The organism is Maricaulis sp. D1M11, assembly GCF_047308265.1.
Lineage (GTDB): Bacteria > Pseudomonadota > Alphaproteobacteria > Caulobacterales > Maricaulaceae > Maricaulis.
On record NZ_JBKQWY010000007.1, the window covers coordinates 112,437 to 138,460 of the forward strand.

Annotated in this window: 20 protein-coding genes and 1 tRNA gene; 12 read left to right on the forward strand and 9 right to left on the reverse strand. The window is 60.6% G+C overall.

Annotation, left to right across the window (positions count from 1 at the left end; all coding sequences use genetic code 11):
* Window positions 1–88 precede the first annotated feature (88 nt).
* From RMQ97_RS11510 to RMQ97_RS11520, 3 genes are read right to left on the reverse strand one after another with little or no spacing between them, the layout of a single operon-like run.
* A complete protein-coding gene (locus RMQ97_RS11510) occupies window positions 89–3,292 on the reverse strand; it encodes an efflux RND transporter permease subunit (protein ID WP_413661027.1) in 3,204 nt (1,067 codons plus the stop codon).
* 11 nt (window positions 3,293–3,303) lie between these two features.
* Window positions 3,304–4,533, reverse strand: coding sequence for an efflux RND transporter periplasmic adaptor subunit (locus tag RMQ97_RS11515; RefSeq protein ID WP_413661028.1), 1,230 nt, complete (start codon window positions 4,531–4,533; stop codon window positions 3,304–3,306).
* A gap of 2 nt (window positions 4,534–4,535) precedes the next feature.
* Window positions 4,536–5,936: an efflux transporter outer membrane subunit gene (locus RMQ97_RS11520; protein WP_413661029.1), complete on the reverse strand. Its 1,401-nt coding sequence runs from the start codon at window positions 5,934–5,936 to the stop codon at window positions 4,536–4,538.
* A gap of 308 nt (window positions 5,937–6,244) precedes the next feature.
* Here RMQ97_RS11520 and RMQ97_RS11525 point away from each other — a divergent pair, with 308 nt between their 5' ends.
* The 6 genes from RMQ97_RS11525 to phoB all read left to right on the forward strand — a co-directional run bounded on the left by RMQ97_RS11525 (window position 6,245) and on the right by phoB (window position 13,306).
* Window positions 6,245–7,624: a sensor histidine kinase gene (locus RMQ97_RS11525; RefSeq protein WP_413661030.1), complete on the forward strand. Its 1,380-nt coding sequence runs from the start codon at window positions 6,245–6,247 to the stop codon at window positions 7,622–7,624.
* Window positions 7,625–7,770: 146 nt separating this feature from the next.
* Entirely contained in the window at window positions 7,771–9,471 is a 1,701-nt protein-coding gene (gene pstC, locus RMQ97_RS11530; RefSeq protein WP_413661031.1) for a phosphate ABC transporter permease subunit PstC, read from the forward strand.
* Window positions 9,464–11,062: a phosphate ABC transporter permease PstA gene (gene pstA, locus RMQ97_RS11535; RefSeq protein ID WP_413661032.1), complete on the forward strand. Its 1,599-nt coding sequence runs from the start codon at window positions 9,464–9,466 to the stop codon at window positions 11,060–11,062. The genes pstC and pstA overlap by 8 nt, the downstream gene beginning before the upstream one ends.
* 44 nt (window positions 11,063–11,106) lie before the next feature.
* Window positions 11,107–11,871: a phosphate ABC transporter ATP-binding protein PstB gene (gene pstB / locus RMQ97_RS11540; RefSeq protein WP_413661237.1), complete on the forward strand. Its 765-nt coding sequence runs from the start codon at window positions 11,107–11,109 to the stop codon at window positions 11,869–11,871.
* Window positions 11,872–11,922: 51 nt separating this feature from the next.
* Entirely contained in the window at window positions 11,923–12,594 is a 672-nt protein-coding gene (gene phoU / locus RMQ97_RS11545) for a phosphate signaling complex protein PhoU (protein ID WP_413661033.1), read from the forward strand.
* A 19-nt stretch (window positions 12,595–12,613) separates the two neighbouring features.
* The gene (gene phoB / locus RMQ97_RS11550) at window positions 12,614–13,306 is read left to right on the forward strand and encodes a phosphate regulon transcriptional regulator PhoB (protein ID WP_413661034.1); all 693 of its coding nucleotides are present in this window, start codon (window positions 12,614–12,616) and stop codon (window positions 13,304–13,306) included.
* Between the two features lie 126 nt (window positions 13,307–13,432).
* On the opposite strand, the gene RMQ97_RS11555 is transcribed toward phoB, so the two are convergent.
* Window positions 13,433–13,978, reverse strand: coding sequence for a GcrA family cell cycle regulator (locus RMQ97_RS11555; RefSeq protein ID WP_413661035.1), 546 nt, complete (start codon window positions 13,976–13,978; stop codon window positions 13,433–13,435).
* A gap of 198 nt (window positions 13,979–14,176) precedes the next feature.
* On the opposite strand from RMQ97_RS11555, the gene RMQ97_RS11560 reads away from it, so the two are divergent.
* The 3 genes from RMQ97_RS11560 (at window position 14,177) to RMQ97_RS11570 (ending at window position 17,199) form a co-directional block, all read left to right on the forward strand.
* Window positions 14,177–14,989, forward strand: a complete 813-nt coding sequence (locus RMQ97_RS11560; RefSeq protein ID WP_413661036.1) for an ABC transporter permease — start codon at window positions 14,177–14,179, stop codon at window positions 14,987–14,989.
* A gap of 93 nt (window positions 14,990–15,082) precedes the next feature.
* Window positions 15,083–16,270 carry an aspartate aminotransferase family protein gene (locus RMQ97_RS11565; protein WP_413661037.1) on the forward strand — a complete coding sequence of 396 codons (1,188 nt, stop codon included), beginning with the start codon at window positions 15,083–15,085 and terminating at the stop codon, window positions 16,268–16,270.
* A gap of 5 nt (window positions 16,271–16,275) precedes the next feature.
* Window positions 16,276–17,199, forward strand: a complete 924-nt coding sequence (locus tag RMQ97_RS11570; RefSeq protein WP_413661038.1) for an Hsp33 family molecular chaperone — start codon at window positions 16,276–16,278, stop codon at window positions 17,197–17,199.
* An 81-nt stretch (window positions 17,200–17,280) separates the two neighbouring features.
* Here the strand turns inward: RMQ97_RS11570 and RMQ97_RS11575 are convergent, their stop codons facing one another.
* Together RMQ97_RS11575 and apaG are read right to left on the reverse strand one after the other, a co-directional pair.
* Complete coding sequence (locus RMQ97_RS11575) at window positions 17,281–18,735, reverse strand: TrkH family potassium uptake protein (protein WP_413661039.1); 1,455 nt, start codon at window positions 18,733–18,735, stop codon at window positions 17,281–17,283.
* Window positions 18,736–18,755: 20 nt separating this feature from the next.
* The gene (apaG, locus tag RMQ97_RS11580) at window positions 18,756–19,148 is read right to left on the reverse strand and encodes a Co2+/Mg2+ efflux protein ApaG (protein WP_413661040.1); all 393 of its coding nucleotides are present in this window, start codon (window positions 19,146–19,148) and stop codon (window positions 18,756–18,758) included.
* 135 nt (window positions 19,149–19,283) lie between these two features.
* Here apaG and RMQ97_RS11585 point away from each other — a divergent pair, with 135 nt between their 5' ends.
* Window positions 19,284–20,324 (forward strand): 2'-deoxycytidine 5'-triphosphate deaminase, encoded by a 1,041-nt coding sequence (locus RMQ97_RS11585; protein ID WP_413661041.1) that lies wholly within the window; start codon window positions 19,284–19,286, stop codon window positions 20,322–20,324.
* Between the two features lie 54 nt (window positions 20,325–20,378).
* On the opposite strand, the gene RMQ97_RS11590 is transcribed toward RMQ97_RS11585, so the two are convergent.
* Entirely contained in the window at window positions 20,379–20,906 is a 528-nt protein-coding gene (locus RMQ97_RS11590; protein WP_413661042.1) for a YybH family protein, read from the reverse strand.
* 100 nt (window positions 20,907–21,006) lie between these two features.
* Here RMQ97_RS11590 and RMQ97_RS11595 point away from each other — a divergent pair, with 100 nt between their 5' ends.
* Entirely contained in the window at window positions 21,007–21,843 is an 837-nt protein-coding gene (locus tag RMQ97_RS11595) for a LytTR family DNA-binding domain-containing protein (protein WP_413661043.1), read from the forward strand.
* A 16-nt stretch (window positions 21,844–21,859) separates the two neighbouring features.
* A tRNA-Gly gene (locus RMQ97_RS11600) sits at window positions 21,860–21,933 on the forward strand.
* A gap of 4 nt (window positions 21,934–21,937) precedes the next feature.
* Here the strand turns inward: RMQ97_RS11600 and RMQ97_RS11605 are convergent.
* Window positions 21,938–24,196 (reverse strand): DUF6055 domain-containing protein, encoded by a 2,259-nt coding sequence (locus RMQ97_RS11605; protein ID WP_413661044.1) that lies wholly within the window; start codon window positions 24,194–24,196, stop codon window positions 21,938–21,940.
* A 161-nt stretch (window positions 24,197–24,357) separates the two neighbouring features.
* Window positions 24,358–26,010, reverse strand: a complete 1,653-nt coding sequence (locus tag RMQ97_RS11610; RefSeq protein WP_413661045.1) for a glycosyltransferase family 2 protein — start codon at window positions 26,008–26,010, stop codon at window positions 24,358–24,360.
* Between the last annotated feature and the right edge of the window lie 14 nt (window positions 26,011–26,024).

Here is a 26,024-nt window from a genome sequence, read left to right on the forward strand (position 1 = left end):
TCGTCTCTCCCCACGAGATCTCTAGACAAAAGTGAAAAAAGCCCCGCCGACCCTGATGGGGATCGGCGGGGCGGGTTGAAGCGCCGAATTATTCCGCAGGCGCGTCTTTGAGATGACCCGGCATTTCGCCGTGATCAAAATCGGTATCGCTGTAGTTCTCACCCAGCGCCGGTTGGCGTTCACCTCTCCACAGACCGCGGAAGAAGCGGGCAATGTCGACCCCAATACCGTACAGGGCCGGCACGAAGAAGAGTGTCAGGAAGAAGGCGAACAAGACGCCGTAGGCCAGGGAGACCACCATCGATTTCAGGAAGGCGGCGTCGGTGGAGTTTTCCATCATCATCGGCAGGATGCCGATAAAGGTGGTGACCGAGGTTAGCAGAATCGGGCGGAAACGAGCCACACCCGCATCCACCAGAGCCTGGAAGGCTCCCACACCCTCGCGGCGCAGTCGATTGACGAAATCCACCAGAACCAGGTTGTCATTGATGACCACGCCGGCTGCGGCGCCGACCCCGAAGACCGAGAAGAGGTCCATTTTCAGCCCCATGACAACATGGCCTACCACGGCGCCGGCGAAGGCAAACGGGATGGCTGACATGATCAGCAGCGGCTGGAAGTAGGACCGGAACGCGGCGGCCAGCAGCAGATACATGGCACCAACCATGAACAACAGCAGGATGGCGACCTCAGCGAGGAAGTCCGCCTCACCTTCGGCATCACCAGTGACACGACGGTTCACACCTGGATGACGTTGATCCCACTCTGGGAAGAAGTCTGCATCCAGTTCGCGGCGGATATCACCCAGAACTTCACCATCGCGGGCTTCGGCACTGACAACAGCCGTCCGCATGCGGTCGCGGCGATTGATCCGGGCCAGGCCCGGGGCGAATTCCAGGTCGGCAACAGCACCCAGCGGCACTTCGCGGCCATCATTCGTGCGGATCCGCAGATCCCGCAGACTGTCCAGTGAGGTCCGGGTTTCACGCGGATAGCGGACCATCACACGCACATCCTGACCGTCACGCGGCAGACGCTGGACCTCGATGCCGTAATAGGCCTGGCGGACCTGATTGGCGACATCAGACAGGGTCAGGCCGAGGGCCTGTGCATCGGGGCGCAGGGAAAAGCGGACTTCTTCCTGGGCCGATTGCAGATTGTCGGTGATGTCATACAGCACGGCGTATTCGCGCAGCTGGTTCTTCAGATCTTCCATGCCAGAGCGTAGATCGTCCAGATTGGCGGCCGAGATGGCGAACTGGATGCCCGGATTCTGGGCATTCATGTTCGAACGCAGCGAGATGCTTTCGGCATCCGGAACCGGACCCATATGGTCACGGATACGTTGGGCCACATCGGAGGTAGCCATGCCACCAGGCCGGATTTCCGGTGCGGCGACCATGATCCAGGCCTGTACCCGACCATCACTGGTGATGGAGGCCGAGCCTTCGAAGATCGGAACAGCGTCCGGATACTCCTGGGCGATCTCGTCCCGGGTCGTGTTCATGGCGTAATCCAGCTGGTCGCGGATTTCCAGGGAACGCGAGTACGGTGTGCCTTCCGGCAGGGAGACACTGGCTCGGATCATCTCGCTTTCAATGTCCGGCATGAAGGATGTGCCCACCCAGCCCGTCGACAGCAGGCCAAAACATCCCAGCCAGAAGAAGAGGAACAGGGATGTCGTGATGCCACGCCCGCGAATGGCCAGCTTGGCCAGCGGACGGTAGATGCGGCGGGCCACAACCAGTAGGCTGTCGGCAATGCCCTTTTGAATACCGGTCAGGAAACCGCCGACACCGGTCGTGCTCTGCGGCTTCATGTGAGCCAGGTGAGCGGGCAGGATCAGCAGCGATTCCACCAGTGAGAAGAAGAGAGCTGAGGCCACGACCAGCGTGATGCCGCGGGTGAACTCGACTTCCGGACCGGACAGCATCGCCCAGGGCGCGAACGCCATGATCGTTGTGATGACAGCGAAGACGACCGGTTTGGCGACCAGTTGCACACCCAGTGTGGCAGCTGTAATGCCGCGTTTGCCGTTCTCCACCTGATTGTGGATGTTCTCGCCCACAATGATCGCGTCATCCACGACGATTCCGATCACCAGAAGGAAGGCGAAAGTCGAGAGCATGTTTAGGGATACGCCCAAATAAGGCAGGAAGGCAAAGGCTCCGGCAAAGGCCGTGAAAATCCCGATCGTGACCCAGAAGGCGACGATGGGGCGCAGAAACAGCACCAGCACGATCAGAACCAGCGCCAGACCGATCATGGCCGAGCTGGAAATGGTGGACATGCGGGCATCAAAGGCTTCGGACTGGTCGAGCCACAGCGAGACCGTCATGCCAGGCGGCAGCGCCTCGTTCTTTTCCTCGATGTATTCACGCAGATCGCGGGCTGTGCGGGAGATGTCCATCACTTCGGTCGACAGAACCTGCACCATGGCCATCGGCTCGCCATCATAGGTGGCGTCCATATTCGCGTCGACAAAACCATCAACTACAGTGGCGATGTCGCGGACACGAATGGTAGCGCCGCCGGCTTCCTGGCGAACAATGATCTCGCCGAATTCTTCGGCCGAATCAGCCAGGGCCCGAGCATTCAGCGGAACATCGCCAATACTCGTGCGCACAGTGCCGCCCGAAGAGTTCAGCGAAGAGGCGCGAATGGCTGACGCGACTTCATTCAGGCTCAGGCCATAACGACGCAGATCGGCTTCGGAGATCTCGATCGAGACTTCTTCGCCCAGAACCGCCATGGTTTCCGTCAGCGATGCGCCCCAGACCTGGGCCGAGATCTCGTCACGAACCTCTTCGGCCATGCGCTGGAGCTGTCGGCGCTCAGCTGCGCCGTGGACCGCAATAATGAATTGCTGTTCCTGGTTGCGCCAGCGTGTCACCCGGGGCGGGAAACTGTCGCGGGGCAGGTTGGAGACGGCATTCACCCGCAGCTGCACCTCGTCGAGGAAGGCGTTCATGTCAATTGTGGTATTGGCTTCCACATTGACCGACGCAAAGCCCTCGAAGGCGGTGGCGGTGATTTCCTCGACCCCGCCGACATCCACGAGGCTTTCCTCGATGCGCAGGATGATCTGTTCCTCAACCTCTTGGGGAGAGGCGCCGGGCCAGGACACACCGACACTCACGCCGTTGAAGGCTACGGTCGGGAAGACTTCCCGTTCCATGCGGAAGAAGCCGAGAATGCCCAGGGCAATCGTGGTGACCATCAACAGGTTGGCGGCAACAGAGTTGCGCGCCCACCATGCCAGGAAACCCTTGTGTTCCGTATCGTCGCTCATGAGAGCCTCCGTTACTCAGCAGCCGAAGCCAGCTGTGCGTCTTGTGAGCCCGTCTCGGATTCGCCTTCGGCGACCAGGTTGACGGCGCGGACCAGGATGCCGTCGGACGCAGCCCGGACGGCGGAGGTAATGATTTCTTCGCCCCGGCTGACACCACCGGAGATGATCACGCGGTCGGTGTCGGAGGTGATGACGTCGACCGGACGGATCTCCAGGCGGTTGTCATCGCCCATGACATAGACGTCTGACGTGCCGCGCAGAGCCGAGCGGGGCAGAACGATGGCATTGTCCACTTGGGTGCCGTCGATCGAAGCGTCCACGAACAGGCCCACAGCCAGAGGCATGCCGCGATCAGCGCCCACGCCATAGGGATCGTCGACCACTGCAATGGCGGACAAAACACGGGTGCGCGGATCAATCGAACTGTCGGTCCGCATCAGGCGACCCTCCCAGTTGTACTGTGTGCCCGCAACCGTGGCCGAGAGTGTGACCGGCAGAGCCGTTTCAGCGCTGTCTGCCGCATAGGCCAGAGGCAGGTTCAGCAGAGCCAGTTCATGATCGGCCAGCGGCAGGCGGATTTCCACACGGTCGGTCGAGAAGACCTGACCCAGCGTGGCACCGGTTGTGACGAATTGGCCAAGATCGGCGTTTTTGGTGCGAACCCGGCCCGCAAAAGGTGCGGACACCTGTGTGCGCTGTAGATCCAGACGAGCGGATTGCAGGCTGGCGCGGGCGGCGGCCAGCTGGGCGCGGGCCTCGGCCATTTGCGGTTCACGCAAAGTCAGGGCAGAGGCCTCTCCTTCGCCGAGCTCGTCCCATTCTTCGCGGGCCAGTTCGCTTTCCGCCTGTTCACGCAACAGGGCCTGTTCGGCCTGCGCGACCTGAGCAGAGGCGCGGGTCACGGCGAGACGATAATCGGCGTCTTCGATCCGGATCAGGGTTTCGCCAGCCTCGAAGAAACCGCCTTCGATGAAGTTCGGGTTTACATAGGTAATGCGGCCGCTCACTTGCGGGACCAGGTTGATCTCGGTCAGCGGGCGAACTTCACCATTCGTTGTGACAGAGAGCGACACCGGCTCGGACCGGGCTGTCGTGGTGAACACGGCGACCCCTTCCGGGCCTTGTTCTGCAGGCTCGGGTTCCGGGCGCATGCTACCCATGACACCGATCATCAAGACACCACCGACAATGATGCCGACGGGCACGCCAATAGCGATAACTCGACCAATCAGGGCTTTCATGACTACTCTCCGGTTTGGGCGGTCGGCTGTGCGTTTTGGACCGCAGCGGGCAACTCACCCGCAATAGCAAGATAAAGATCGACCCGATTGGTCGCGCGTTCGCGTTGGGCCGAGATGAATTGGCTTTCGGCGCTGATGCGCCGCGACTGGGCGTCCAGCAGGTTGAAAATTGTGGCTACGCCGCTTGTGTATTGGCGGATCACCAGCGCTTCGGCGGCAGCGGCTTCCTCAAAGGCCTGACCGAGCCGTTCGACGCGTTGTTCCAGGATCTCATCGCCATGCAGGGCGTCTTCCGCTTCTTGCCACGCGTTCAGGACCGTGGAGACATAGTTGGCGACTTCTGCTTCGGCGCTCGCCCGGGCCTGATCGCGCTGAGCACGCAGACGGCCGCCCTGAAAGATCGGCGCCGTGAGGCTCCCTGCGAGGGAGGAAACGAGGCTGTCCAGATCCGTGAGATCCGACACATCCGCACCCCCGGTGCCCGTGGATCCGGTGATCGACAAGCTGGGATAGAGTGCCTTGGCGGCCGCGTCGGCGCGCAGTCCCGCAGCTTCAAGGCGGCGTTCCGCGGCCCGTACATCCGGACGCCGAGAGAGGAGACTTTCAGGCGAGCCCACGGAAACGATGGCGACGAGTTCGGGCAAGTCGGCATCATGGGCAATCTGGCCGGAGGGATAGCGTCCAAGCAGGGTTTCCAGGGTACGGGCCGCGGCCGCTTCCACCCGCTCGCGGGAGGCGAGAGCGGCTTCAGCGGAGGCCAGGGCACTGCGGGCCGTGCGAACATCCGAGCTGCGGACGAGGCCCCGTGCGAAACGGCGTTCTGTCAGATTGAGGGAGTTCTGGTTGGTCTCTACATTCCGCACTGCCAGCTCGGTTTGCTCACGGGCTTCTATGAGGTTGAACCAGGACTTGGCCACCAGGCCTGCGATCGACAATTGCGAGGCGCGCAGGTCGTCCTCAGCGGCGAGGGCGTCGTTTGTGCTGGCGCGCGCACCATCCGCAACACGTCCCCAAAGATCCGCTTCCCAGGAGGCAGACAGGCCGAGACCGAAACTGTCAGATCCGCCGGCATCGGCTTCACGGCGCGTATAGTCCAGCCCCCCATTCAGGCTGGGCAGGCGGTTGGCACCGGAGATGCGGGCGGTGGCACGGGCACTCTCAAAGCGCGCCAGGGACACGGCCAGGCTGGGGTTATTGTCGGCAGCTTCCAGGATCAGTGCCTGCAATTGTGCGTCACCCAGCTCGGTAACCCAGTCAATAGCGGCGACCGTACCAGCATCGGTGTGAGCCGTTGCAAAACGCTCTGGCATGTCCGGGAGACCGGCTTGCGGTGTGTAGTCCGGCAAGCTGGCGCAGGAGGCTGTGCCAAGAGCCGTCGCGAGGACGAACAAACGCTTAGACATGAACTGTCCCTGTACCCTTTTGTTTTCTTTCGATGGTGCACTCTACGAACCATTTAGCGAAAGTCAACAGAAATTTATCGAAAAACACTAAACGCATACCGAAAAGCATGAAATTACTATCGAAAAACGTGATGTCTCGCGGGCTCGCCTCGGTGGGCGCCCGTTTTGCAGGTGTCGTGACAGGGAAAAGGAATTGCCATAAATCGCTGCTAAATCACTGCGATCCGGTAAAGCGGAATATGACTCCACTCCAGCAATAAGGCGAATGAAACTTGAGAAAGGTAACGACGAGCTCTGAACCGGCAGCCTTGATCCGCCGTCGCGATATTGCGGCGGTGGCGTCGATTGGCGGCGTTGTTCTCCTTGTCCTTGCTTTTTCGGGGGGGCTTGAGATTGCCGCCGCTATTGTCGGCACGGCTACAATCGCGGCGATCGCGACCATTTATTATCTCGTTGTGCGGACATCTTTGGAACTGGAGGCGCAGGATCTGGACGCGCAGCCGGAAGGAGATGTTGTCGGTGTCCCGCCCGGTGCTCCGGATCATGTCGCGTTGACCATGCTGGAGGAGCTTCCGGTTCCCGTTCTTCTGATAGGCGCAGGTGGGCGTGTGGAGCGCGCCAACCCGGCCGCGCGTGATTTTCTGGGGTTGGGGCAGGAGCGGGTCTCACTGTCGTCCGTCTTGCGCCAGCCCAAGGTTCTTGAAGGCGTCGGCGCAGCCCTGCGCGGGGAGGCCTCACGTCCGGTGGAGTATTCCATGCTCGACCCGGTCGAGAGCCATGTTCGCGCTCATGTGGCGCCGTTGGCCTTCCGACCGGACGACCCCAATGGCTGGTGGGCCATGGTTGTGCTGTTCGATGAAACCTCGGTCAAGCGCGCGGATCGGATGCGCGCTGACTTTCTCGCCAATGCCAGTCATGAACTGCGCACTCCCTTGGCATCGCTCAGCGGTTTCATTGAAACCCTGCGGGGGCATGCCAAGGACGATACGGTCGCGCGAGACCGGTTTCTCGGGATCATGCAAGATCAGGCCGAACGCATGCAGCGCCTAATCAATGACCTGCTCTCGCTGTCGCGGGTCGAGATGGACGAGCACGTCCTGCCCGATGGGACAGCCAGCCTGGACAAGGTCACAGAGGATGTCATTGCCTTTCTGCGCCCGCAGATCGAGGAGAAGCAGATCGATATGCAGCTGGAGGCCGGTGCCGGGCTGTGTGCATCCGGTGACCGGGACCAGTTGACCGAGGTGATCCAGAACCTCATCGAAAATGCCATCAAATACTCGCCTAGCCAGTCCCGCGTTGACGTAAAGGTCGAGGGTGGTTTGACCCGCGACCAGGCTGAGCGCCCCGAGGCGATCCTCGGTGAGGGATCCAGTCGTTTGACGCTCGCGGCTCCAGCCTCCGAAACGGGCGCAAGCTATGTGGCTGTACGTGTGCGCGACGAGGGTAAGGGAATTGATCGTCGCTTTCTGCCGCGTCTGGCCGAGCGCTTCTATCGTGTCGATGGGCAGAAGAGTGGTCCCAAGGAGGGGACGGGACTGGGACTGGCGATCGTCAAGCACATTATCAATCGCCACCGTGGCGGATTCACAGTGGAAAGTGCCATGGGCGTGGGTTCGGTGTTCAGTGTATTTGTTCCCCTGTGCTCAGAACTGAAGTCGGAAGACATCACCGACACCCAAAATTAACCGCAGCAGGTTGGGTATTGTGTAAAGCTGCTCTCGAGCGTCACAAAACTGTATCGTGACTGTCATAAATGGGGAGCGGCCCGCGGTTATCCCGACGGGAAGAGACTGCGAATCGGGTAAGCCGGTCGCATGGAAGGCCTAGCTGCATGTCGGTACTGTCATTTACGGCTCTAGCGCTCCTGGTGCTGATCGCGACCGGATTCTATCTGGGGCGCTTTCGGATTCTGAGCCGTTTTCCGGGTCCTCGAAGCGCTCTGCACTCCCTGCCGAATTATTACGGGTATTATGTCGCCCTGTGGACCGGTCTGCCTGCGCTTCTATTGCTCATCACAGCGGGTTTGCTGTCCCGACCGGTGATCGAACAATTCACGATCCAGTCTATCCAGTCCGATGGCCGCGGACTTGTGGTCGAGTTTGAAGACCGCATTGCCCAGGACCCCGCCTATCAGGATCTGCTGCATGAGCTAGCGGAGGCCCAGGTTGAAGTAGACGTCCTGACAGCAGAGCTGGACCGGCTGCGGCAGAACCTCTCTGCGAGTATCGATTCTGGGGCGCTGGAAGCAGTGGAGGCCGATCAGGTGTCGGCGATCAATCGTCTTGCCGGTCTCGATGACGATGCGCGCGAGGCGCGACAGATCGTGTTCGACGCGATGTATGACGAGGCCGTTGCCAACGGCACGGATCCACTGGCACTGGCCGGATTTCGCTTTTCCCTGGCACCTCGGGAGCAGCAAACCCTGTTCATGTCAGATGTCTATCAGTTGTCCATCGGCCGTACGGCCAGCGGTATAACGCCGGAACGCAGCGAGGTGAGTGCGCGGATGGAAGGTTACAGGACCTGGGCGACGTGGGCCGTGGCGATTGCGGCCATGTTGCTCTCGGCCCTGGGCCTGTTGCGATCGAACCACCAGGTTCAGCCGGCTTTCCGGGCCCGCACCCATGTCGAACGCCTGGTGGTGGCGGTCCTGCTCCTGTCTTCGGGCATCGCCATTTTGACCACGATCGGCATCGTGTTGTCCTTGTTGTTCGAAAGCCTGCGCTTCTTCAACGAAGTGCCGGTGCTTGACTTCCTGTTTGGCCTGCAGTGGAGCCCACAGGTCGCCATTCGCAGTGACCAGGTCGGGCAATCGGGCGCTTTTGGTGCGGTTCCGCTGTTTGCAGGTACGGCCCTGATCACCTTCATCGCGATGATCATTGCTGTTCCCATTGGTCTGTTGTCAGCGATCTATCTGTCTGAATATGCCGGTCCGCGTTTCCGGGCGGTTTTCAAACCCCTTCTGGAAGTCCTGGCCGGTATCCCGACCGTGGTTTACGGGTTTTTCGCCCTGTTGACCGTCGGTCCGGCGATCCGGGGGCTGTTTAACGCTCTGGGTTTCGAGGATGTGGTGACCCAAAGCGCCCTGTCCGCAGGTCTGGTGATGGGGGTGATGATCATTCCCTTCATCTCCTCGCTGTCGGATGATGTGATCAATGCTGTGCCGCAATCCTTGCGGGACGGGTCCTATGCCATGGGCGCCACCCGTTCCGAAACAGTCAGTAAGGTGATCCTGCCGGCGGCGTTGCCGGGTATCATGGGCGCGGTCCTTCTGGCGGTCTCACGGGCGGTGGGTGAGACCATGATCGTCGTGATGGCCGCGGGACAGGGGGCGAACCTGACGTTCAATCCGTTGGAAGCGGTCACCACCATCACCGTCCAGATCCATACTCTTTTGACGGGCGATCTGGAGTTCGAGGGCGCCAAAACTCTGTCAGCTTTTGCTCTTGGGTTGGTCCTGTTTGTTGTCACGCTGATCATGAATGTGATCGCCCTTCGCGTGGTCCAGAAATACCGGGAAAAGTATGACTGAGCCGCACAAATCCCAGACCATCAAGGAAGCCGTCACCGCGCGTCTTGCACGGCGTTACCGGGCGGAATTGCGCTTTCGCGCTGCTGGCCTTGCCGCAATCTTCACGGCGATGCTGATTCTGCTGAGCCTGTTGGTTTCCGTGTTCGGGCAGGGTGTCCCCGCATTTACCGCCTACTGGATGAAATTGCCGGTGGAGCTTCGCGCTGACTGGGTGGATCCACAAAGCACACGGTCCGAAGCTTCGCTTCGGGACGGTCGGTATAACCGTGTTCTGCAACAGGGCCTGCGCGATCAGTTTCCCGAGGTTCGCGATCGCCGGGAATTGCGGGACCTGTTTGCGCTTTACACCCCGTTGAACTCCGCGACCCTGATGCGCGAGGTGATGCGCCGTCCCGAACTCATTGGTGAATCTTATGTGTTCACCATGCCGCTCTCGGATGATCTCGACCTCTATCTCAAGGGGCAACTGGTTGAAGATCGGGAATGGGCCGGAGACGGCGAACTCGTTGTCTCGCCGGAGGCTGACGCCGTACGTCTGGACTTTCAATCGCCTGTGCTTTCCAACCTGGTGGAGGCGCTGCCGGTGTCTGAAGACACGAGCACTGACCGCATTCTGTCGGCCACCACACCGAGCGTCTTCATCGAGCGGGCCGGGGGCACTATCCGCCTGACTCGGATCAGTGCTGATGGCTATCGAGCCTGGGGTGAGGTGCTTGTCTCGGAAAGCGAGACACGGGACGCTGAGCGCTGGGGTATCTATATCGCTGATACACCGCAATCGCGTCGCCGCCTGGACGATCTCCAGCTGGTCTGGACACGGGCTCTGGTTGAGCGGGGGGTGATTGAGCGCGGTTTCAATACGTATCTGTTCACGCGCGCCGACTCCCGCGAGCCCGAGCTCGCCGGCATCAAGGGGGCCTTGTTCGGTACTTTGCTGACCATGATCATCACCATGGCGCTCTCCATTCCCCTGGGTGTGTTTACGGCGATCTATCTGGAAGAATTTGCGCCGAAAAACCGTGTCACCGATCTGATTGAGGTCAATATCAACAATCTGGCTGCTGTGCCGTCGATTGTGTTCGGTCTTCTCGGACTGGCTGTGTTTATCAATATATTCGGGGTGCCGCGATCGACGCCGCTTGTGGGCGGGCTGGTCCTGTCCCTGATGACGCTGCCGACGGTCATTATTGCGACCCGAGCCGCGCTCAAGGCTGTGCCCTCCTCGCTTCGTGATGCCTCTTTGGGTGTGGGTGCGTCAAAGACGCAGACCGTATTCCACCATGTGCTTCCGCTTGCGGCGCCCGGCATCTTGACCGGCTCTATCATCGGTCTGGCCCAGGCGATGGGGGAGACCGCTCCGCTCTTGATGATTGGCATGGTGGCGTTCATCGCGGACGCGCCGGACCTCAGCCTCGACGGCTTTGTCGAACCCGCTACGACCATGCCGGTCCAGGTCTTCCTTTGGGCCAACAGCGCAGAGCGTGCGTGGGAGGCCAAAACAGCAGCGGCCATCATCATTCTTCTGGTGGTGCTGATCGGATTTAATGCGCTGGCGGTGTATCTGCGTCGCCGGTTCGAACGGAGGTGGTAGGCGTGACCGACCAGGCCAATCAGACCGTATACCACGAAGATCTCGTGCTGGACTCGGTGAAACTCCGGGCGCGTGATATCAATGTGTATTACGACAAGGAACATGCCCTGCGCCATGTCTCCATGGATATTCCCGACCGCAGTGTCACCGCGTTCATCGGTCCGTCGGGGTGTGGCAAATCGACGTTTCTTCGCTGTCTCAACCGGATGAATGACACGATCGATGGCGCTCGTGTCACCGGACAGATGCTGATGGATGACGAAGACGTCAATGATCGCGCCGTTGACCCTGTCATCCTGCGTGCGCGTGTGGGCATGGTGTTTCAGAAGCCGAACCCCTTCCCGAAATCCATTTACGACAACGTCGCCTACGGACCGCGCATCCATGGTCTTGCCACGTCCCGCGCCGAGCTGGACGATATTGTGGAAACCAGCCTGCGCCGGGCGGGGCTGTGGGATGAGGTGTCAGACCGCCTTCTGCACCCGGGCACAAGCTTGTCGGGCGGGCAGCAACAACGTCTGGTGATCGCACGCGCGATTGCGGTGAACCCGGAAGTCATCCTGATGGATGAGCCGTGTTCTGCACTCGATCCGATTGCAACCGCAAAAATCGAAGAATTGATTGACGACTTACGGTCGAATTACTGCATCATCATCGTGACCCATTCCATGCAGCAGGCTGCGCGGGTCTCGCAACAAACGGCCTTTTTCCATCTGGGCCATCTGGTCGAATACGGGCCGACAGAAAATATTTTCACCACTCCCCGGGAGACACGGACTCAGGATTACATCACCGGACGGTTCGGTTAGAGCCGGGGATAGAAAGGCGGATTCATGGCTGTTTCAAACCATGACCACATCGTGAGCGCGTACGGAGACGAGCTGACCCAGCTTGCCGATGATCTGGCCCGCATGGGTGGGCTGGTCGAAACCCAGGTTACAGATGCCCTGGCTGCCGTTGTGCGCCGGGACATGTCGGTGACGGCGGATGTTCGGACCCGCGAAGACCAGGTCAACGCCCTTCAGGCCGAGATCGAGAAACGGGTCATCCGCCTGTTTGCGTTGCGACAACCCTTGGCGACCGATCTGCGGCAGACGATCTCAGCGCTGAAGATTGCCAGTGATCTCGAACGTATGGGGGATCTGGCCAAGAATATCGCGTATCGCGCGACAGATCTGAAAGACGCTGAGCCTGTGGCGGTCCTGCACCTGGTCGACCGGCTGGGCGCGATCGTCCGCAAGCAGCTGAGTGAAGTGCTGGACGCAATGTCGGCCATGGATATCGAGCCGGCCATCCGCGTGTGGCGCAGTGATGATGAAGTTGATGAGCACTATAACAGCCTGATCCAGGAGATGCTCGGCGGCATGAGCGCCGATGGCAATCTGGTGGGGCCGGGTGCTCACATCCTGTTTGTGGCGAAGAATCTTGAACGTATCGGGGACCACGCCACGAACATCGCCGAAGCCGTACACTATATGGTGACCGGCATTGTCCTTGAGTCCGTTGACCAGCTCGACCAGAGCGACGCCTGATCCCGCTGAGGAGACTGAAATGAAGCCGCAAATTCTTGTTGTTGAAGATGAGGACGCGCTCTCGACCCTGCTCCAGTACAATCTGGAAAAGGAAGGGTATGGCGTGACACTTGCCAGTGACGGGGAAGAGGCCCTGATGTTGGCCGAGGAGAACACGCCGGACCTGGTTCTCATCGACTGGATGTTGCCCAAAGTGTCGGGCATCGAAGTGTGTCGTCGTCTGCGCTCGCGCCAGGAAACAGCGAATGTGCCTATGATCATGCTCACTGCACGCGGTGAGGAAAGTGATCGCATTCGTGGCCTGGACACCGGGGCGGATGATTATGTGGTGAAGCCTTTCTCGATGACCGAGCTGTTCGCCCGCATCCGCGCGGTCCTGCGCCGAATTCGTCCGGGGCTGGCGGAAGATGTCGTCAAGGCGGGCGATATCATGGTGGATCGGGGGGCCCACCGCGTGAAGCGCGGCGATCACGATATTCATCTCGGGCCCACCGAGTTCCGGCTTCTCGACTATCTCATGCAACACCCGGGGCGGGTCTTCTCTCGCGAGCAATTACTGGATGCGGTCTGGGGCGCGGATGTCTATGTCGAGGCCCGCACGGTGGATGTGCATGTCGGTCGCCTGCGAAAGGCGCTCAACCGTCATTCCGAGCATGATCCGATCCGGACGGTGCGTTCGGCCGGTTACGCATTTGATTTCGAGGCCGTGTGAGGCCTGTTTCCCGATCAGACAGGCTTACCGGTGAGATCCGGTTTCCCGGTTAAAAACACAACGGCCGCCCCGAGGGGCGGCCGTTTCTGGTCCAGCGGTGGGTGAGGGTCGCCAGACCAGAGTGTTCTAGAAATTGAAGCGGCGTGTTGCGGCAATCGCGTCCAGAGCAGCTGTGGCATCAGCACCGGCCCGGCGCTTGCGCTTCTGGCTGGGCTGATAAGCCATGTGAGCATGCGCTTCACAATAGGCTTCGCCCGCTTCTGTCTTGCGGCCGCAGAAGCGGAAGTTTGCAGAGGAGGGATCGCCGATCGGCCATTTGCACATGCAATCGCGCAAAGTAAGGACCGTCGCGAACTCGCCCGAAGGCAAGACGGCCGGTTCGACCGGGGCTTGCGGAGCCGCAGACGGGGCCGGAGCTTGCGGTGCCTGACGCGCAGCAGGTGCCCGGGCCGTTGGCGAGGCCGCCGGTGTTGCGGTGCGCGGCCGGGACGGTTTGGTCGTCCGACGGGCCGGGCGTGACGGCGTTGCACGTCCTGACAGGCCCAGTCGATGGACCTTGCCAATGACGGCATTTCGCGTCACACCGCCTAATTGTTTGGCGATCTGACTCGCACTGAGTCCCTCGGACCAGAGCTTTTTCAGTTGCTCAACGCGTTCGTCTGTCCACGCCATCCTAGTCTCCCGGTTGGGGTGCGCTCCCTACCTAATTGGCGGTAAAAGGCGCAGTGCTCAATTCATGATTAATTACACTACATATTGTATCCGACGCTCCGCTCGCCACAAGATGCACGGATGACCTCACCTGTGGAAAGCTGTAGCTTGCGTAATGGTTAATGCAGATGGTTACCCAGACCTTAAAGGTAATTCCTTATGAGTAAGACTGACTTAACGATCCCGCCGGAGCCGCGCGAATTTGGCCCGATCAATCTGCTGGGATTGTGGACCCTGTACAAAAAAGAGGTCCGCCGTTTCATGAAGGTGATCACCCAGACGGTGCTGGCCCCGGTGGCCACGACCTTGTTGTTCATGACTGTTTTTGCCTTGGCATTCGGTGAGCGCCGGGCCGGTCTGGGCGGTGTGGGCTTTGCGGAATTCCTGGCGCCGGGCCTCATGCTGATGGGTGTGCTCAACAACGCCTTTGCCAATTCCTCCTCGTCACTGCTCGTCTCCAAGGTGCAGGGCAATACGGTCGATTTCCTGATGCCGCCGCTTTCAGCGCTCGAACTGGCTATTGCCTTTATCGGTGGGGCCATGACGCGCGGACTGGTTGTCGCGCTGGCCAGTCTGGCCGTTCTGGTCTTCTTCGTGGACATGCGTCCGGACCATGTCTGGGCGGTCCTTTATTTTGGTCTCGGAGCTGCTGCAATGCTGTCCATGATCGGCGTGATCGGAGGCCTTTGGGCCGAGAAGTTTGACCATCTCGCGGTCGTGACGAACTTCTTCATCATGCCGCTTACCTTCCTGTCGGGTACGTTCTATTCAGTGAGCGTTCTGCCGGAAACCTTCAGGATTATCAGCCTGTTCAATCCGTTTTTCTACATGATTGACGGCTTCCGCTACGGCTTTATCGGTCATGCCGATGGATCGATCCTGGTGGGCGTGATCGTCGTGGCTGTGATCAATCTGGGGCTGGCGGCTGCATGCTACATCCTCCTGCGTGCAGGCTGGCGCTTGAAGAGCTGAGCTGCGCGGCCTAGACCGGGATTGAAGAACCCGAAAAACGGGCGATTGAGGATAATAATTCGCCCCGGCTCGGGGCAATCGACGGAGTGAGACATGCCTGCACCGATGATGGATACCTATGCCCCGCCAGATCTGGTTTTTGATCACGGCAAGGGCGCGCGCCTGGTTACAGAGGGTGGCGATAAATACCTGGACTTCATTTCCGGTATCGCAGTGAATTGTCTGGGCCATGCCCATCCCAAGGCGGTGGCCGCCCTGCAGGACCAGTCCGAAAAGCTTTGGCATTTGTCCAACATGTTCAAAGTGCCGGCAGGGATCGAGCTGGCGAAGAAGCTGACCGAGGCCACTTTCGCCGACCGCGTTTTCTTCACCAATTCCGGCGCCGAGGCGATCGAGTGCGCCATCAAGACGGCCCGTCGTTATCACTTCATCAATGGACGTCCGGATCGCTACCGGATCATCACTTTCACCGGGGCGTTCCATGGTCGGACCTATGGTGCGATCAATGCTGGTGGCAATCCGAAATATCTCGAAGGCTTTGGTCCGGCGATGGAAGGGTTCGACCAGGTTGAGTTCGGTGACCACGACGCGCTCAAGGCCGCGATCACCGAGGAGACCGCCGCAATCCTGATCGAACCGGTCCAGGGCGAGGGCGGTGTTCGCGCTGTCCCTGAATCCTGCTTGCGGGGCATTCGCGAGCTGGCTGACGAACACGGTCTTCTGGTCATCTATGACGAGGTCCAGTGTGGCGCGGGCCGGACGGGCAAACTCTTTGCCTATCAGTGGGTCGACGGCGCAGAACCGGACATCATGGCGAGTGCCAAGGGCATTGGCGGCGGTTTCCCGATGGGGGCCTGCCTGGCTACAGAAGCGGCCGCGCAAGGCATGGTCGTGGGAACTCATGGCTCGACGTATGGCGGCGGTCCGTTGGCGATGGCTGTGGGCAATGTGGTCTTTGATGAACTCACCGCAGAGGGTTTCCTGGACCAGGTCGTGGACGTGGCGAATTTCATGAACCAGCAATTGCAGGGTCTCGCAGATCGTCATGCGGACAAGATCGAAGAAGTGCGCGGCAAGGGCTTGCTGATCGGACTGCAGCTGAAAGAGGGCTATAATCCCAAACAGCTTGCAGGACTGGCCCGCAATCGCCATCTGCTGATCGGCGCTGCGGGTGACAATGTCGCCCGGATGGCTCCGCCCCTGATCATCACGCGAGATGATGCCAGCGAGGCAGTGTCCATTCTTGATGAGGCGCTCAGCGAGCTTCCTGAAGCAGGTTAGGACACATGGCGGTAGAGACGGGCATGACGGCACACGGTGACAATCTGGTGGCAACCTTCCAGTTGGAGGGCCGGGCTGTGCGTGGCCGTATGATCCGACTGGGTGACACCATGAACGAGATCCTGGGTCCTCATGTCTATCCGCTGCCACTGGCCCGCATTGTCGGTGAGGCGGTCATGCTGGCTGCTCTTGTGGGCAATGCGCTCAAATTCGACGGTCGGCTCATTCTCCAGGCCAATGGGGATGGGCCGGTTCGTTTTGTCGTCGCCGAATACCTGACAACCGGTTCGGTGCGCGGCATGGCGCAGTATGACGCCGAGGCGGTTGCCACCGCGCTCGAGCAGCAACCGGAAGGCCAGTCCATCCTGGAGACGCTGCTGGGCAAGGGCGCCTTTGCCATGACCATCGATCAGGGGTCCGATATGGACCAGTATCAAGGGGTTGTGGCTTTGGAAGGCGACAGTCTGTCTGATTGCGCCGAGGCCTATTTTTCTCAGTCAGAACAGGTTGAAACGCGCATTCATCTGGCCGTCGGCGAGATCTGGAATGAAGACACTCCCAAGGCCTGGCGGGGCGGAGGTGCGATGATCCAGCTGATCGCCGCGGATGAAAGCCGGGGCTCGGCCGAGGATGATTGGGATCATGCGCGGGCGCTGTTCGAGACCATTTCCGATGCAGAAATTCTCGATCCCGCTCTGGAGACGAGCGAGCTTGTCTATCGTCTCTTCCACGAGGATGGCGCACGCCTGTTTGAGCCCGTACCGTTGACACGTCACTGTTCGTGCAGCCGAGAGCGGCTGGCTGCGGTGTTGAAGTCGTTCACCCAGGACGATATCGACCACATGATGGAAGACGGTCAGATCACCATGACCTGCGAGTATTGCAAGTCGGAATACCGGTTCAGCGAAGCGCAAATTCCCAATGTCTGAGCTGGTCTTTCGGGCTTCGTTCAAAGCGGATGCCGATGAGGTCGGCCGACCCTTCCCGATCCTGCATTTGGAGCGTGAGGCCTAGCCACGCCAGAAGCGGGGCGTCAGCATCACGAGCACGGTCAGGATTTCCAGGCGGCCGATAAACATATTGGCGGTGAGCACCCATTTGGCGGGATCGCTCAGTGGCTGGAAAGTGCCCGACGGGCCGATGATATCGCCCAGGCCCGGCCCCACATTAGCCAGGCTGGTCGCGGCGCCAGAGAGTGCGGTGACGGTGTCCAAGCCGAGAGTGGACAGCAAGATGGCACTGAACACAAAGATCGCGAAAAACACGAAAAAGAAGCCCAGAACCCCGTGAAGCGCCGACACCGGGACCGGGCGTCCGTTATAGCGCATCGGCGTGATCGCATTGGGTCGCAACAGGCCGGCCATGTATTTGCGGAGCGCAGCTCCGGCGATCTGATACCGGAAAATCTTGACGGAACAGGTCGTGGAGCCGGCGCATCCGCCGATAAACATGAAGATGAAGAAGAGGGCTTCGGCACCCGCGCCCCAGGCCGCATAGTCGGTCGTCGCAAAACCCGTTCCGGTGATGATCGACACCGCATTGAAGCTGGCGACACGCCAGGCTGGCAGGTCGCCGTGTACCCCGGTGGCCGCGAGGACCCAGGCGAGAATGATCGAGACGGCTATAATCAGGAACAGGAAGGCCCGGATCTGGGCATCGCGCCAGAACCCGCCGAACCGGCCGCGTGATGCCATGAGATAGACGCCAAACGGCAGGGCGGCGAGGACCATGAAGACCAGCGCCACAAGGTCGGCACCCTGTCCCATGAAGGCGCCAAGCGACTGGTCTGATGTCGAGTATCCCCCTGTTGCCACAGTAGTCATCGCGTGTGCGATGGCATCAAGCCAGCTCAGTCCGGCAAAGAGATAGGCAAACATGCAGGCGGCTGTCAGCACCAGATAAATCAGGGAAATGGCGGTTGCCAATTCCCGGGCGCGCGTGAGCACCTTGTCGGAATTGTCCGAGCTCTCCAGGCGAAAGAGCTGCATGCCGCCGATACCCAGGGTCGGCCAGAATGCCATGGCGGTCACGATCAACCCGATCCCGCCGATCCATTGCAAAATCGCGCGCCAGAGCAAGAGGCCCGGCGGACGTGTGTCCAGCCCGGTCAGGATGGTCGAGCCGGTTGTCGTCAATCCGGAAACACTTTCGAACAGGGCATCGGTCCATCCCAGTCCTTCCCCGGCCAGGCGCAGCGGCAATGCGGCCACAAGGCTGAGCGCCAGCCAACTGCCCACTGTGAGCACAAATGCACCGCGCGCGGACAATTCGGACAGGGGGGTGCGGGTGACCAGGGCCAGCAGAACACCGCCACTCAGCCCGACGATGGCGGACATGAAAAAGGCCTGTGCGCTGGTGGTGGCTCCCGCTGCTGCATCCACACCGGCGGGCAGGAACATGGCGGCCGAAAGCACGGACACCATGATGCCGATCGTGTAGAGAATAGGGCGCAGCGAGTGGGACACGTCAGATCCTGGCGGGTGGCCTATTGAAGACTGTAGTGATCATCCGGGCGATCAAGGGAGAAGGCAGGAATGACCGCGTCGAAACGGCGCCCCTTCTCCGTTTGCATTTCATAGTGACCGGTCATGAAGCCGGAGGGCGTTGTGAGGGGGGCGCCTGAGGTATAGCTGAAACGCTCACCCGGGCGCAGGACGGGCTGTTCGCCGACCACGCCGGCGCCATGAACCACTTCCTTGCGTCCCTGACTGTCGATGATCTCCCAGTAGCGATTGAGGAGCTGGAGGGTTTCCGCCGACTTGTTCTCGATCTCGATGGTGTAGGCCCAGACATAACGATGGTCTTCGGGGATGCTTTCATCCTCGAGGAATTCCGGTTCGACACTGATCCGGACACCGTCCGTTTCGTTCTCATACATGGGCTTCGCTCAGTCTGTCTGGCATCGTCTAACCCGGTCCGTCGCCCGGCGATAGCGCCTTATACTCCCGTGTCTTGCCATCTCCCTCAAGTCTGGCGGTCAGCATGACTGGACAAGTCGCGACAACTCGTGAAAATGCGCGCCCCACACGAGGACCAGACCATGACCCAGACCGGTATTCTGCCTGATCACGCCCTGCATGCGCTTGTTGATGAAGGGGTGGTACGTCCGGACACGCCTTTGGCAGATGGTCAGGTCCAGCCCGCCTCCATTGATCTGCGACTGGGTGAGCGCGCTTATCGGCTCCGCGCGAGCTTCCTGCCGGGAGGAGGGCGCCGGGTGTCTGAACGTCTGGCCGGGGATGTGGTCATGCACCAGATCGATCTGCGCGGAGGGGCCGTCCTGGAAACGGGCTGTGTGTATCTCGTGCCGCTGCAGGAAAGCCTGGCCCTGCGCCCGGGGCTGACGGCCGCGATGAATCCCAAGAGCTCCACCGGGCGGATCGATGTGTTCACACGGGTGATCACGGATGGCGGGGAGGCCTTTGACCAGGCACCGGTCGATTATGAGGGACCGCTCTATGCGGAAATCTGTCCGCGGACATTCTCTATCCTGGCCCGTCCCGGCGATCGGTTGAGCCAGATCCGTTTTCGTGCCGATGCGTTCAAACCCACACGTGAGGTCACCGTCAGTGTGGATCTGATGGGATTTGACGAGGGAATTGTCGGATACCGCGCGCGTCGTCATGCCGGTCTGGTCGACCTGGCCGGAATTGGTCAGCATCCCCGCGCTCAGTTCTGGGAACCGCTTCGGTCTGAAAAAGGCCAGCTCGTGCTGGACCCGGGCGAGTTTTATATTCTCGCTTCGCGCGAGGCTGTGGTGATCGGTCTGGATGAGGCGGCTGAAATGGCGCCTATCGCGCCAGAGATCGGCGAGTTTCGCGCGCATTATGCCGGTTTCTTTGATCCCGGATTCGGCGTGGCCGAGGCGGGCGGTACAGGTGGACGCGCTGTGCTGGAAGTGCGTGGACGCGATGTGCCCTTCATCCTCGAACACGGTCAGCCTGTGGCCCGGCTGGTTTATGAAGCCATGGCCGAGCGCCCGTCAAAAGCCTATGGACAGGTCGCCTCCAATTATCAGGCTCAGGGACTGAAACTCTCGAAGTTTTTTGTCTGACACAGACGCGACCTCACTGAGATCGCGCCTGTCCCACACGGCCAGTCAACAGGCCTAGTTGCGTGCATCCATGATCGCGGTGTGGACAACCCGCCAGCCGTCTGAGGTGCGGTGAAGCACAAAGTGGAAATGAGTGCGCCGGAGTGTTTCGCCGTCATTGCGGGACATCCCGCGATCTCCGTCGGTGTACAGGTGAAGTACGGCGACATCATCCGTCACCAGCCGGGTCGATACGGCCGTCATGTTTTCAACTTCCATCCGCGATGTTGCCGCCGGGAATTGCGGGAACAGGCGCTCTTCCAGGAAGCGGCCGAGTGTGTCGCGATCCTGGAACATGCGGGCATAGGCATTGATCCATTCCGTGTCGCCGCTGTGCAAGGCCATGAGCGCGGCCGTGTCCTGCCGGGCCCAGGCGTCGGAATACGCGGCAAAGAAACGATCCAGCTCGGCCACCCGGTCAGTTTGTTCCGCGGTTGCGGTGATGCGGTAGTCCGGGACTTCGCGCCGTTCCTGGGACACGGCGGCACTGGTGCACAGGCTTGCGAGCAGAGCGGGCAGGATCAAAGATTTGGACAGGGACATTTCAACTCCTTTGGTCACTGTCAGTCGTCCCGTGGAGGGCGACCTTGAACCCAGTCCGAATTGCGCACATTCTCGCGATTTCCCAGCGGAGTGTCGCCATATGTCCTTATCTGTCGTGAAGGGTCCGAACCCGCGGTATCGCGCGCCCTGGCACCACAATGGACGCTTGCTGCTGGGATTGATCGTTTTTCTCGGGCTGACGTTTTCCTTCTCCGGGGGCTATTCCACCGACGGCCTGCCGCTCTGGCATCGCCTGCTTCTCTGGATGAGCGTGGCTACTTTGATGGTGGTGCAACCGGTTTGTCTGGATGTGGTCGTGGGGCGGTTTCTGCCCCCGAACCGTCTGGGCGCCGCCGTGAGTATTGGCCTGGCGTCCGTGATGTCCATTCCGCTCATCGCCGTCCAGCTGGAGGCTCTCAAACGTACACCCCTCTTGCCCAAGGACCCCGACCCCTGGCTGGCGTTTATGGGGTTTCTCGCACCCCCGGTCCTAACCATTGCGCTCTTCGTCTTTTTTCTGCGTGTCGCCTGGGAAGAGCTTTATCTGGCCTCGGCGGAGACAACAGACGCCGAGTCTCAGAATGCGGCCCAGGCAGAACCGTCGAACGCAGTGGTTTCGATCCTCGCGACGGCCTTGAGCGTTCAAGCGCAGGATCACTATCTGGAAATTGTCACCCCGCATGGGCAACGTTTCGTGCGCGGACGCTTGAAGGCTCTGGTGGATGCGGATCCGAGCGAGCGCGGCGTCCAGATCCACCGTTCGTGGTGGGTCGCGGACGAGGCGGTTGTGGAAGCACGCAAGAGTGGCCGCGACTGGCACTTGGTTCTCACCAACGGTGTCGTCGCTCCCCTTGCGCGCTCACGGGTGGTGGAGGCACGCGAACGCGGCTGGCTGGACCGTGTGCAGGCTCGCCCTGTACAAGCTCGCTCGGCCTAGATAGTCCTGAGGGCATGCGGGTGTAGCTCAATGGTAGAGCAGGAGCTTCCCAAGCTTAAGACGAGGGTTCGATTCCCTTCACCCGCTCCACGCTCTACTCGATATCATCCTCTGATCCCGCGCCCAGCGGCTCGAAATGGCGCGCGCTGAAGCGTGTGTGCGGATTACTGATCCGGTCATTCGAGCTGTTGATGTTGAGGGTGTAGCCCGTGCCCTCGCACAGGCCGGGCGCCTCAGGCATTGTGGCGTTGAACACCATCAAAGTCGTGTCCTGCCAGCGCTCGCTCTCGATCACCGCGGTTTGTCCGGCGTGGAGAATGTCGATTTCATCGCCATCGCGCCCCATCAGCACCAGTTCAAGACTGTCCGGACCGTCGAGCGAAACCGTGTAGCGACCATTCAGATCGACGGGGAAGTAGTGGGCGCCGAGTTGTTCCAGCCCGCCCTTGATGGTCAGTGAACCCGGCTCATCGAGGCGGGAATGCTGGGCGACCGTTGCGTCGAAATGGGGCGCCAGATCGTAATCGCGGGCAAAATTCTGGGCCCGCCAGCGACGAATGGCGTTCGCGATTGTGCTGTCCTGGGCGCGCAAGGCTGTTTCAACGGTTTCAAATCCGTCCAGCTCAACGGTGTTTTCCCAGATATCGACGATGAAGCCGTTGCCGTATTGGTCCGCCATGGATTGAAGCAGGGTCCACTGGGAGTAGTCGTGCCCGCCCTCCGAGGTGGTCCAGCACAGATGCGGCGCGTCAAAGTCGGTTTCGACATAATCTGTCGCATCCTGATCGCTGCCAACCGTCACGGTTTCGATCCACGACGCCGTACTCTCATACAGCCAGTCTAAGGCTTCCGCCTCGTCATAGCCGAACTGGATGACGTGATTGAATTCATGTGTTGCGGTGGCGCGCATCAGGCTGTGGACCGGGGCGTCCTTGTCGAGGCCAGCAAAGTCGTTTTCGATCTGGAAGACCGCGCGGGCTGCTGTGATCTCGCGACGATCAGCGCTTTGCGGATTGTCGAACACAGTCTCGACCGGATAGGCCACGCCCATGGAACCGTCTGCATCACCGATGTAAACATGATAGAGGCCATCATCGTCTCGCACGGGAGCGGCCCAGCCCATGTCTTCGATCTGGATGGCATAGATCTCCTCGAGGGCCTCGCCAACAGACTGGGCATACTCCAGAGATGAGGCATCCCGACCATCCAGCGTATAGTGCACAACAAAATCGCCGGCCCGCAATGATTGCGGGTCACCGCTGAGTTCCACTACGTTTTCGCGCAGGGCCTGGAGCACGTCGACCAGGGAAGCATCGACCAATGATGTCTCCAGGCGATAGAGCCCGGAGGTTTCACTGCCCTGGTATCGTTGCATGCGCAGGGTATAGGTGCCGCTTTCGGAGACTGTATAGGCGAAGGCCGAGTTGAGGGACCCATCACCGCGATCATCATTGAGCGCGACCGGGTATCCGTCCGGATGTTCAAGACGCAGAAGTGTATCCAGCTCGCCACTCAGGGCATCGGCCATGGCAAACAGCGTCTGGCCGGCTTCCAGTTCCACGGGATAGCTCGTTTCCGGGTTGTCATTATTCAGCTCGCCCTCAAACTGGGCCAGCGGTTCGCCTTCAATCGAGGTGAAGTCGAACGGGATATCGGCATTGGGGTCCAGGGCGAGCGACAGCAAGACCTCTCCCTCATCGACACCACTGAAACTGCCGAGGGTTAAGGTCACAATCTCGGCCTCTTCGGCCTGGTAGATCAGCTGAGAGTTAAGCTCGCCAAACACATAATCATCGTTTTGTGCGAGCTGGTCACCGCGCGCATTGCTCAGGCTTAAGACCGTGTCGAGTGTGTCGGAGAGCGCGTATGTGGTTGCGACCAGAACGTCTTCGGCAGCGAGCTCGATCGTGATGTCCCGTGACGGCTGGCCAGCGGAGAGTGTGTAGATGCGGTCCTCGAGCCGTTCGGCTGCCGGAGACAGTCCTGCATCCAGTCCGGGCTGGATATCGAGTTCGAACACGCCGGTCTCGCCGCCAAACCCGGTAATACTCGCCACGTAGGTTCCACTGGACGGGGCCTGGAAGACGATCCGGGACTGAAGGCGTCCATCGCCCATATCGTCGTTTTCCGCGAGCGGTTTTCCGCCCTCGCGTGCGATGGACAGGATCGTGTCCAGATCGTCCGTGGAGCGTGTTGTCAGGGTAACGATCTCATCTGCGCTGAGTGTGAACGCATGGGTCCAGCGCGAGCTCTCGTCAATCAGTTCGCCACTGACCGTTTGCGGTTCACCCTGCAGTGCGAATGCCGGAGCGGTCACGCCCGCCAGCACAAGAGCCCAATATCCGTAACGCATTCTGTCCCCCTTCATGGTCCGGCTTGCTCACGCTATAGGCCGAAAACTTGAGGGCAAGATTAAGGCTCACATGGGCGAGCGACCCTGTCCGGTTTCAATACCGGCGAGATTCATCAAATGCACGACCATGAACAGGGCGACAGCGCCTGCGGTAATGGCGATCAGCGTCCACGGGACCGCGCTTTTACCCTTGAGCGGGTCGTACGGCCGACTGGTACGCCAGGCCGCGAGGGCAAAGAGCGCCGCGGCAAGCGTGAGGCCAATGAGTGTCGCTGTGAGGTCGAGATACATGGCGGGCTGGTCCCTGGATGATCGGTGACACCCAGGCTGTGACCGTGAGGTGTCTTGCTCCAGTAATAGGGACGCCAGACGAGTTCCCACAAGGCCCGCACTGCAGCCGGTGTTTGTAAGGCCCAGTAGAGGGGGGAGAGCATCAGGTCTGATACCCGCAGCTCCAGTCCCGCCCGTCGCGCGCCGCAGACCAGGATGGAGAGGGCGCCGGTGTAGCCGGCCAGGGCGAGGCCGAGAATGAGGGCCTTGGTGGTCCAGGGTGCGAACGGGAGAATGAACCAGATCAAGACTCCCACAAGCGCAGGCCCGTGCAACAGCGCACTGAGAACCGGCAGGCCCAGCGTCACGATCAGTCCCGTCAACAAGGCCGGGTCGCGCCTCAAGAGGCGGGCGGGCTGGCGCAGATGCACCAGTAATGTCTGGGCATAGCCCTTGATCCAGCGGGAGCGTTGCGCCGTCCAATGGCCCACGCGCGTGGGCGCTTCCTCCAATGTCGGGGGCGCGACCAGTCCCGTGGTGTATCCATGCCGGGCCAGACGCAGGCCCAGATCCGCATCCTCGGTCACGTTGAACGGGTCCCAGCCACCCACTTCGCGCAGCGTCCGGGTGAGGAAGATATTACTCGTACCGCCCAGGGGCAGGGGCCATCCCATCCGCAGATAAAACGGGAGCAGCGTCAGAAAATGGGCCGCGTATTCCAGGGCAAACTGTCGGGTCAATCGGTTCTGATTGGCATTGTACCAATTGAGCGGGGCTTGCAGACAGGCGATATCCGGTCCGGCGGCGGCGAAACTCTCGGCCGCCTGGCGGATCTGGTCGGGATGCGGGCGATCTTCGGCATCATAGAGGGCGAGTAACCGGCCCCGGGCCTGATGCAGGGCATAGTTGAGCGCTTTGGGTTTGGTCCGGGGGGAGCCGGGTGGCACTTCAACAATCTGGAACTGCCGCTCCAGGCCAAGGGCGTGGGCACAGCTGAGCGTCTCTCTGTCATCGGCCTCGATGACCAGTTTGATGTCCAGCCGGTCTGCAGGATAGTTGAGCGCGCGCAGAGCCTCGACGAGATGAGGCAGGATGGCACTTTCCCGGTAGAGCGCAACGAGGACGCTGACGACGGGCAAAGCCACATCTGGCAGGGCCTGGCGAGGAGCAAAGGCGGGCGCGGTGAGCGCGGCGGCCAGGCGCAGGCCACTCAGGATGAGAACCAGGCCCCCGGCAAACCCGGCCAATCCGATCAGCCACCCAACCGGAGCCAGGGCAAAACCAAGGGCCATACACGCGGTGAACGCCAGAACCGTTCGAGCCTGGCTGTGGGTCAGGCCGCTGCGGGCACTGAGCTCGGGGTATTGGCGGTAGAGTGCGTGGGCCGCGTCGTCCAGCCAGTGGGCACTTTGTTTCTGCTCATACCAGTCACGCCAGGACAGGCCCATTCGTTCCGACGGTGTCGGCAGAATGCGGGCACTTGAAGCCCCGGCCTGGAACAGCGAGCGCGGCCCCCACCGATGCAACCAGTCTGGATGTGCCATTCACACCTCCCACG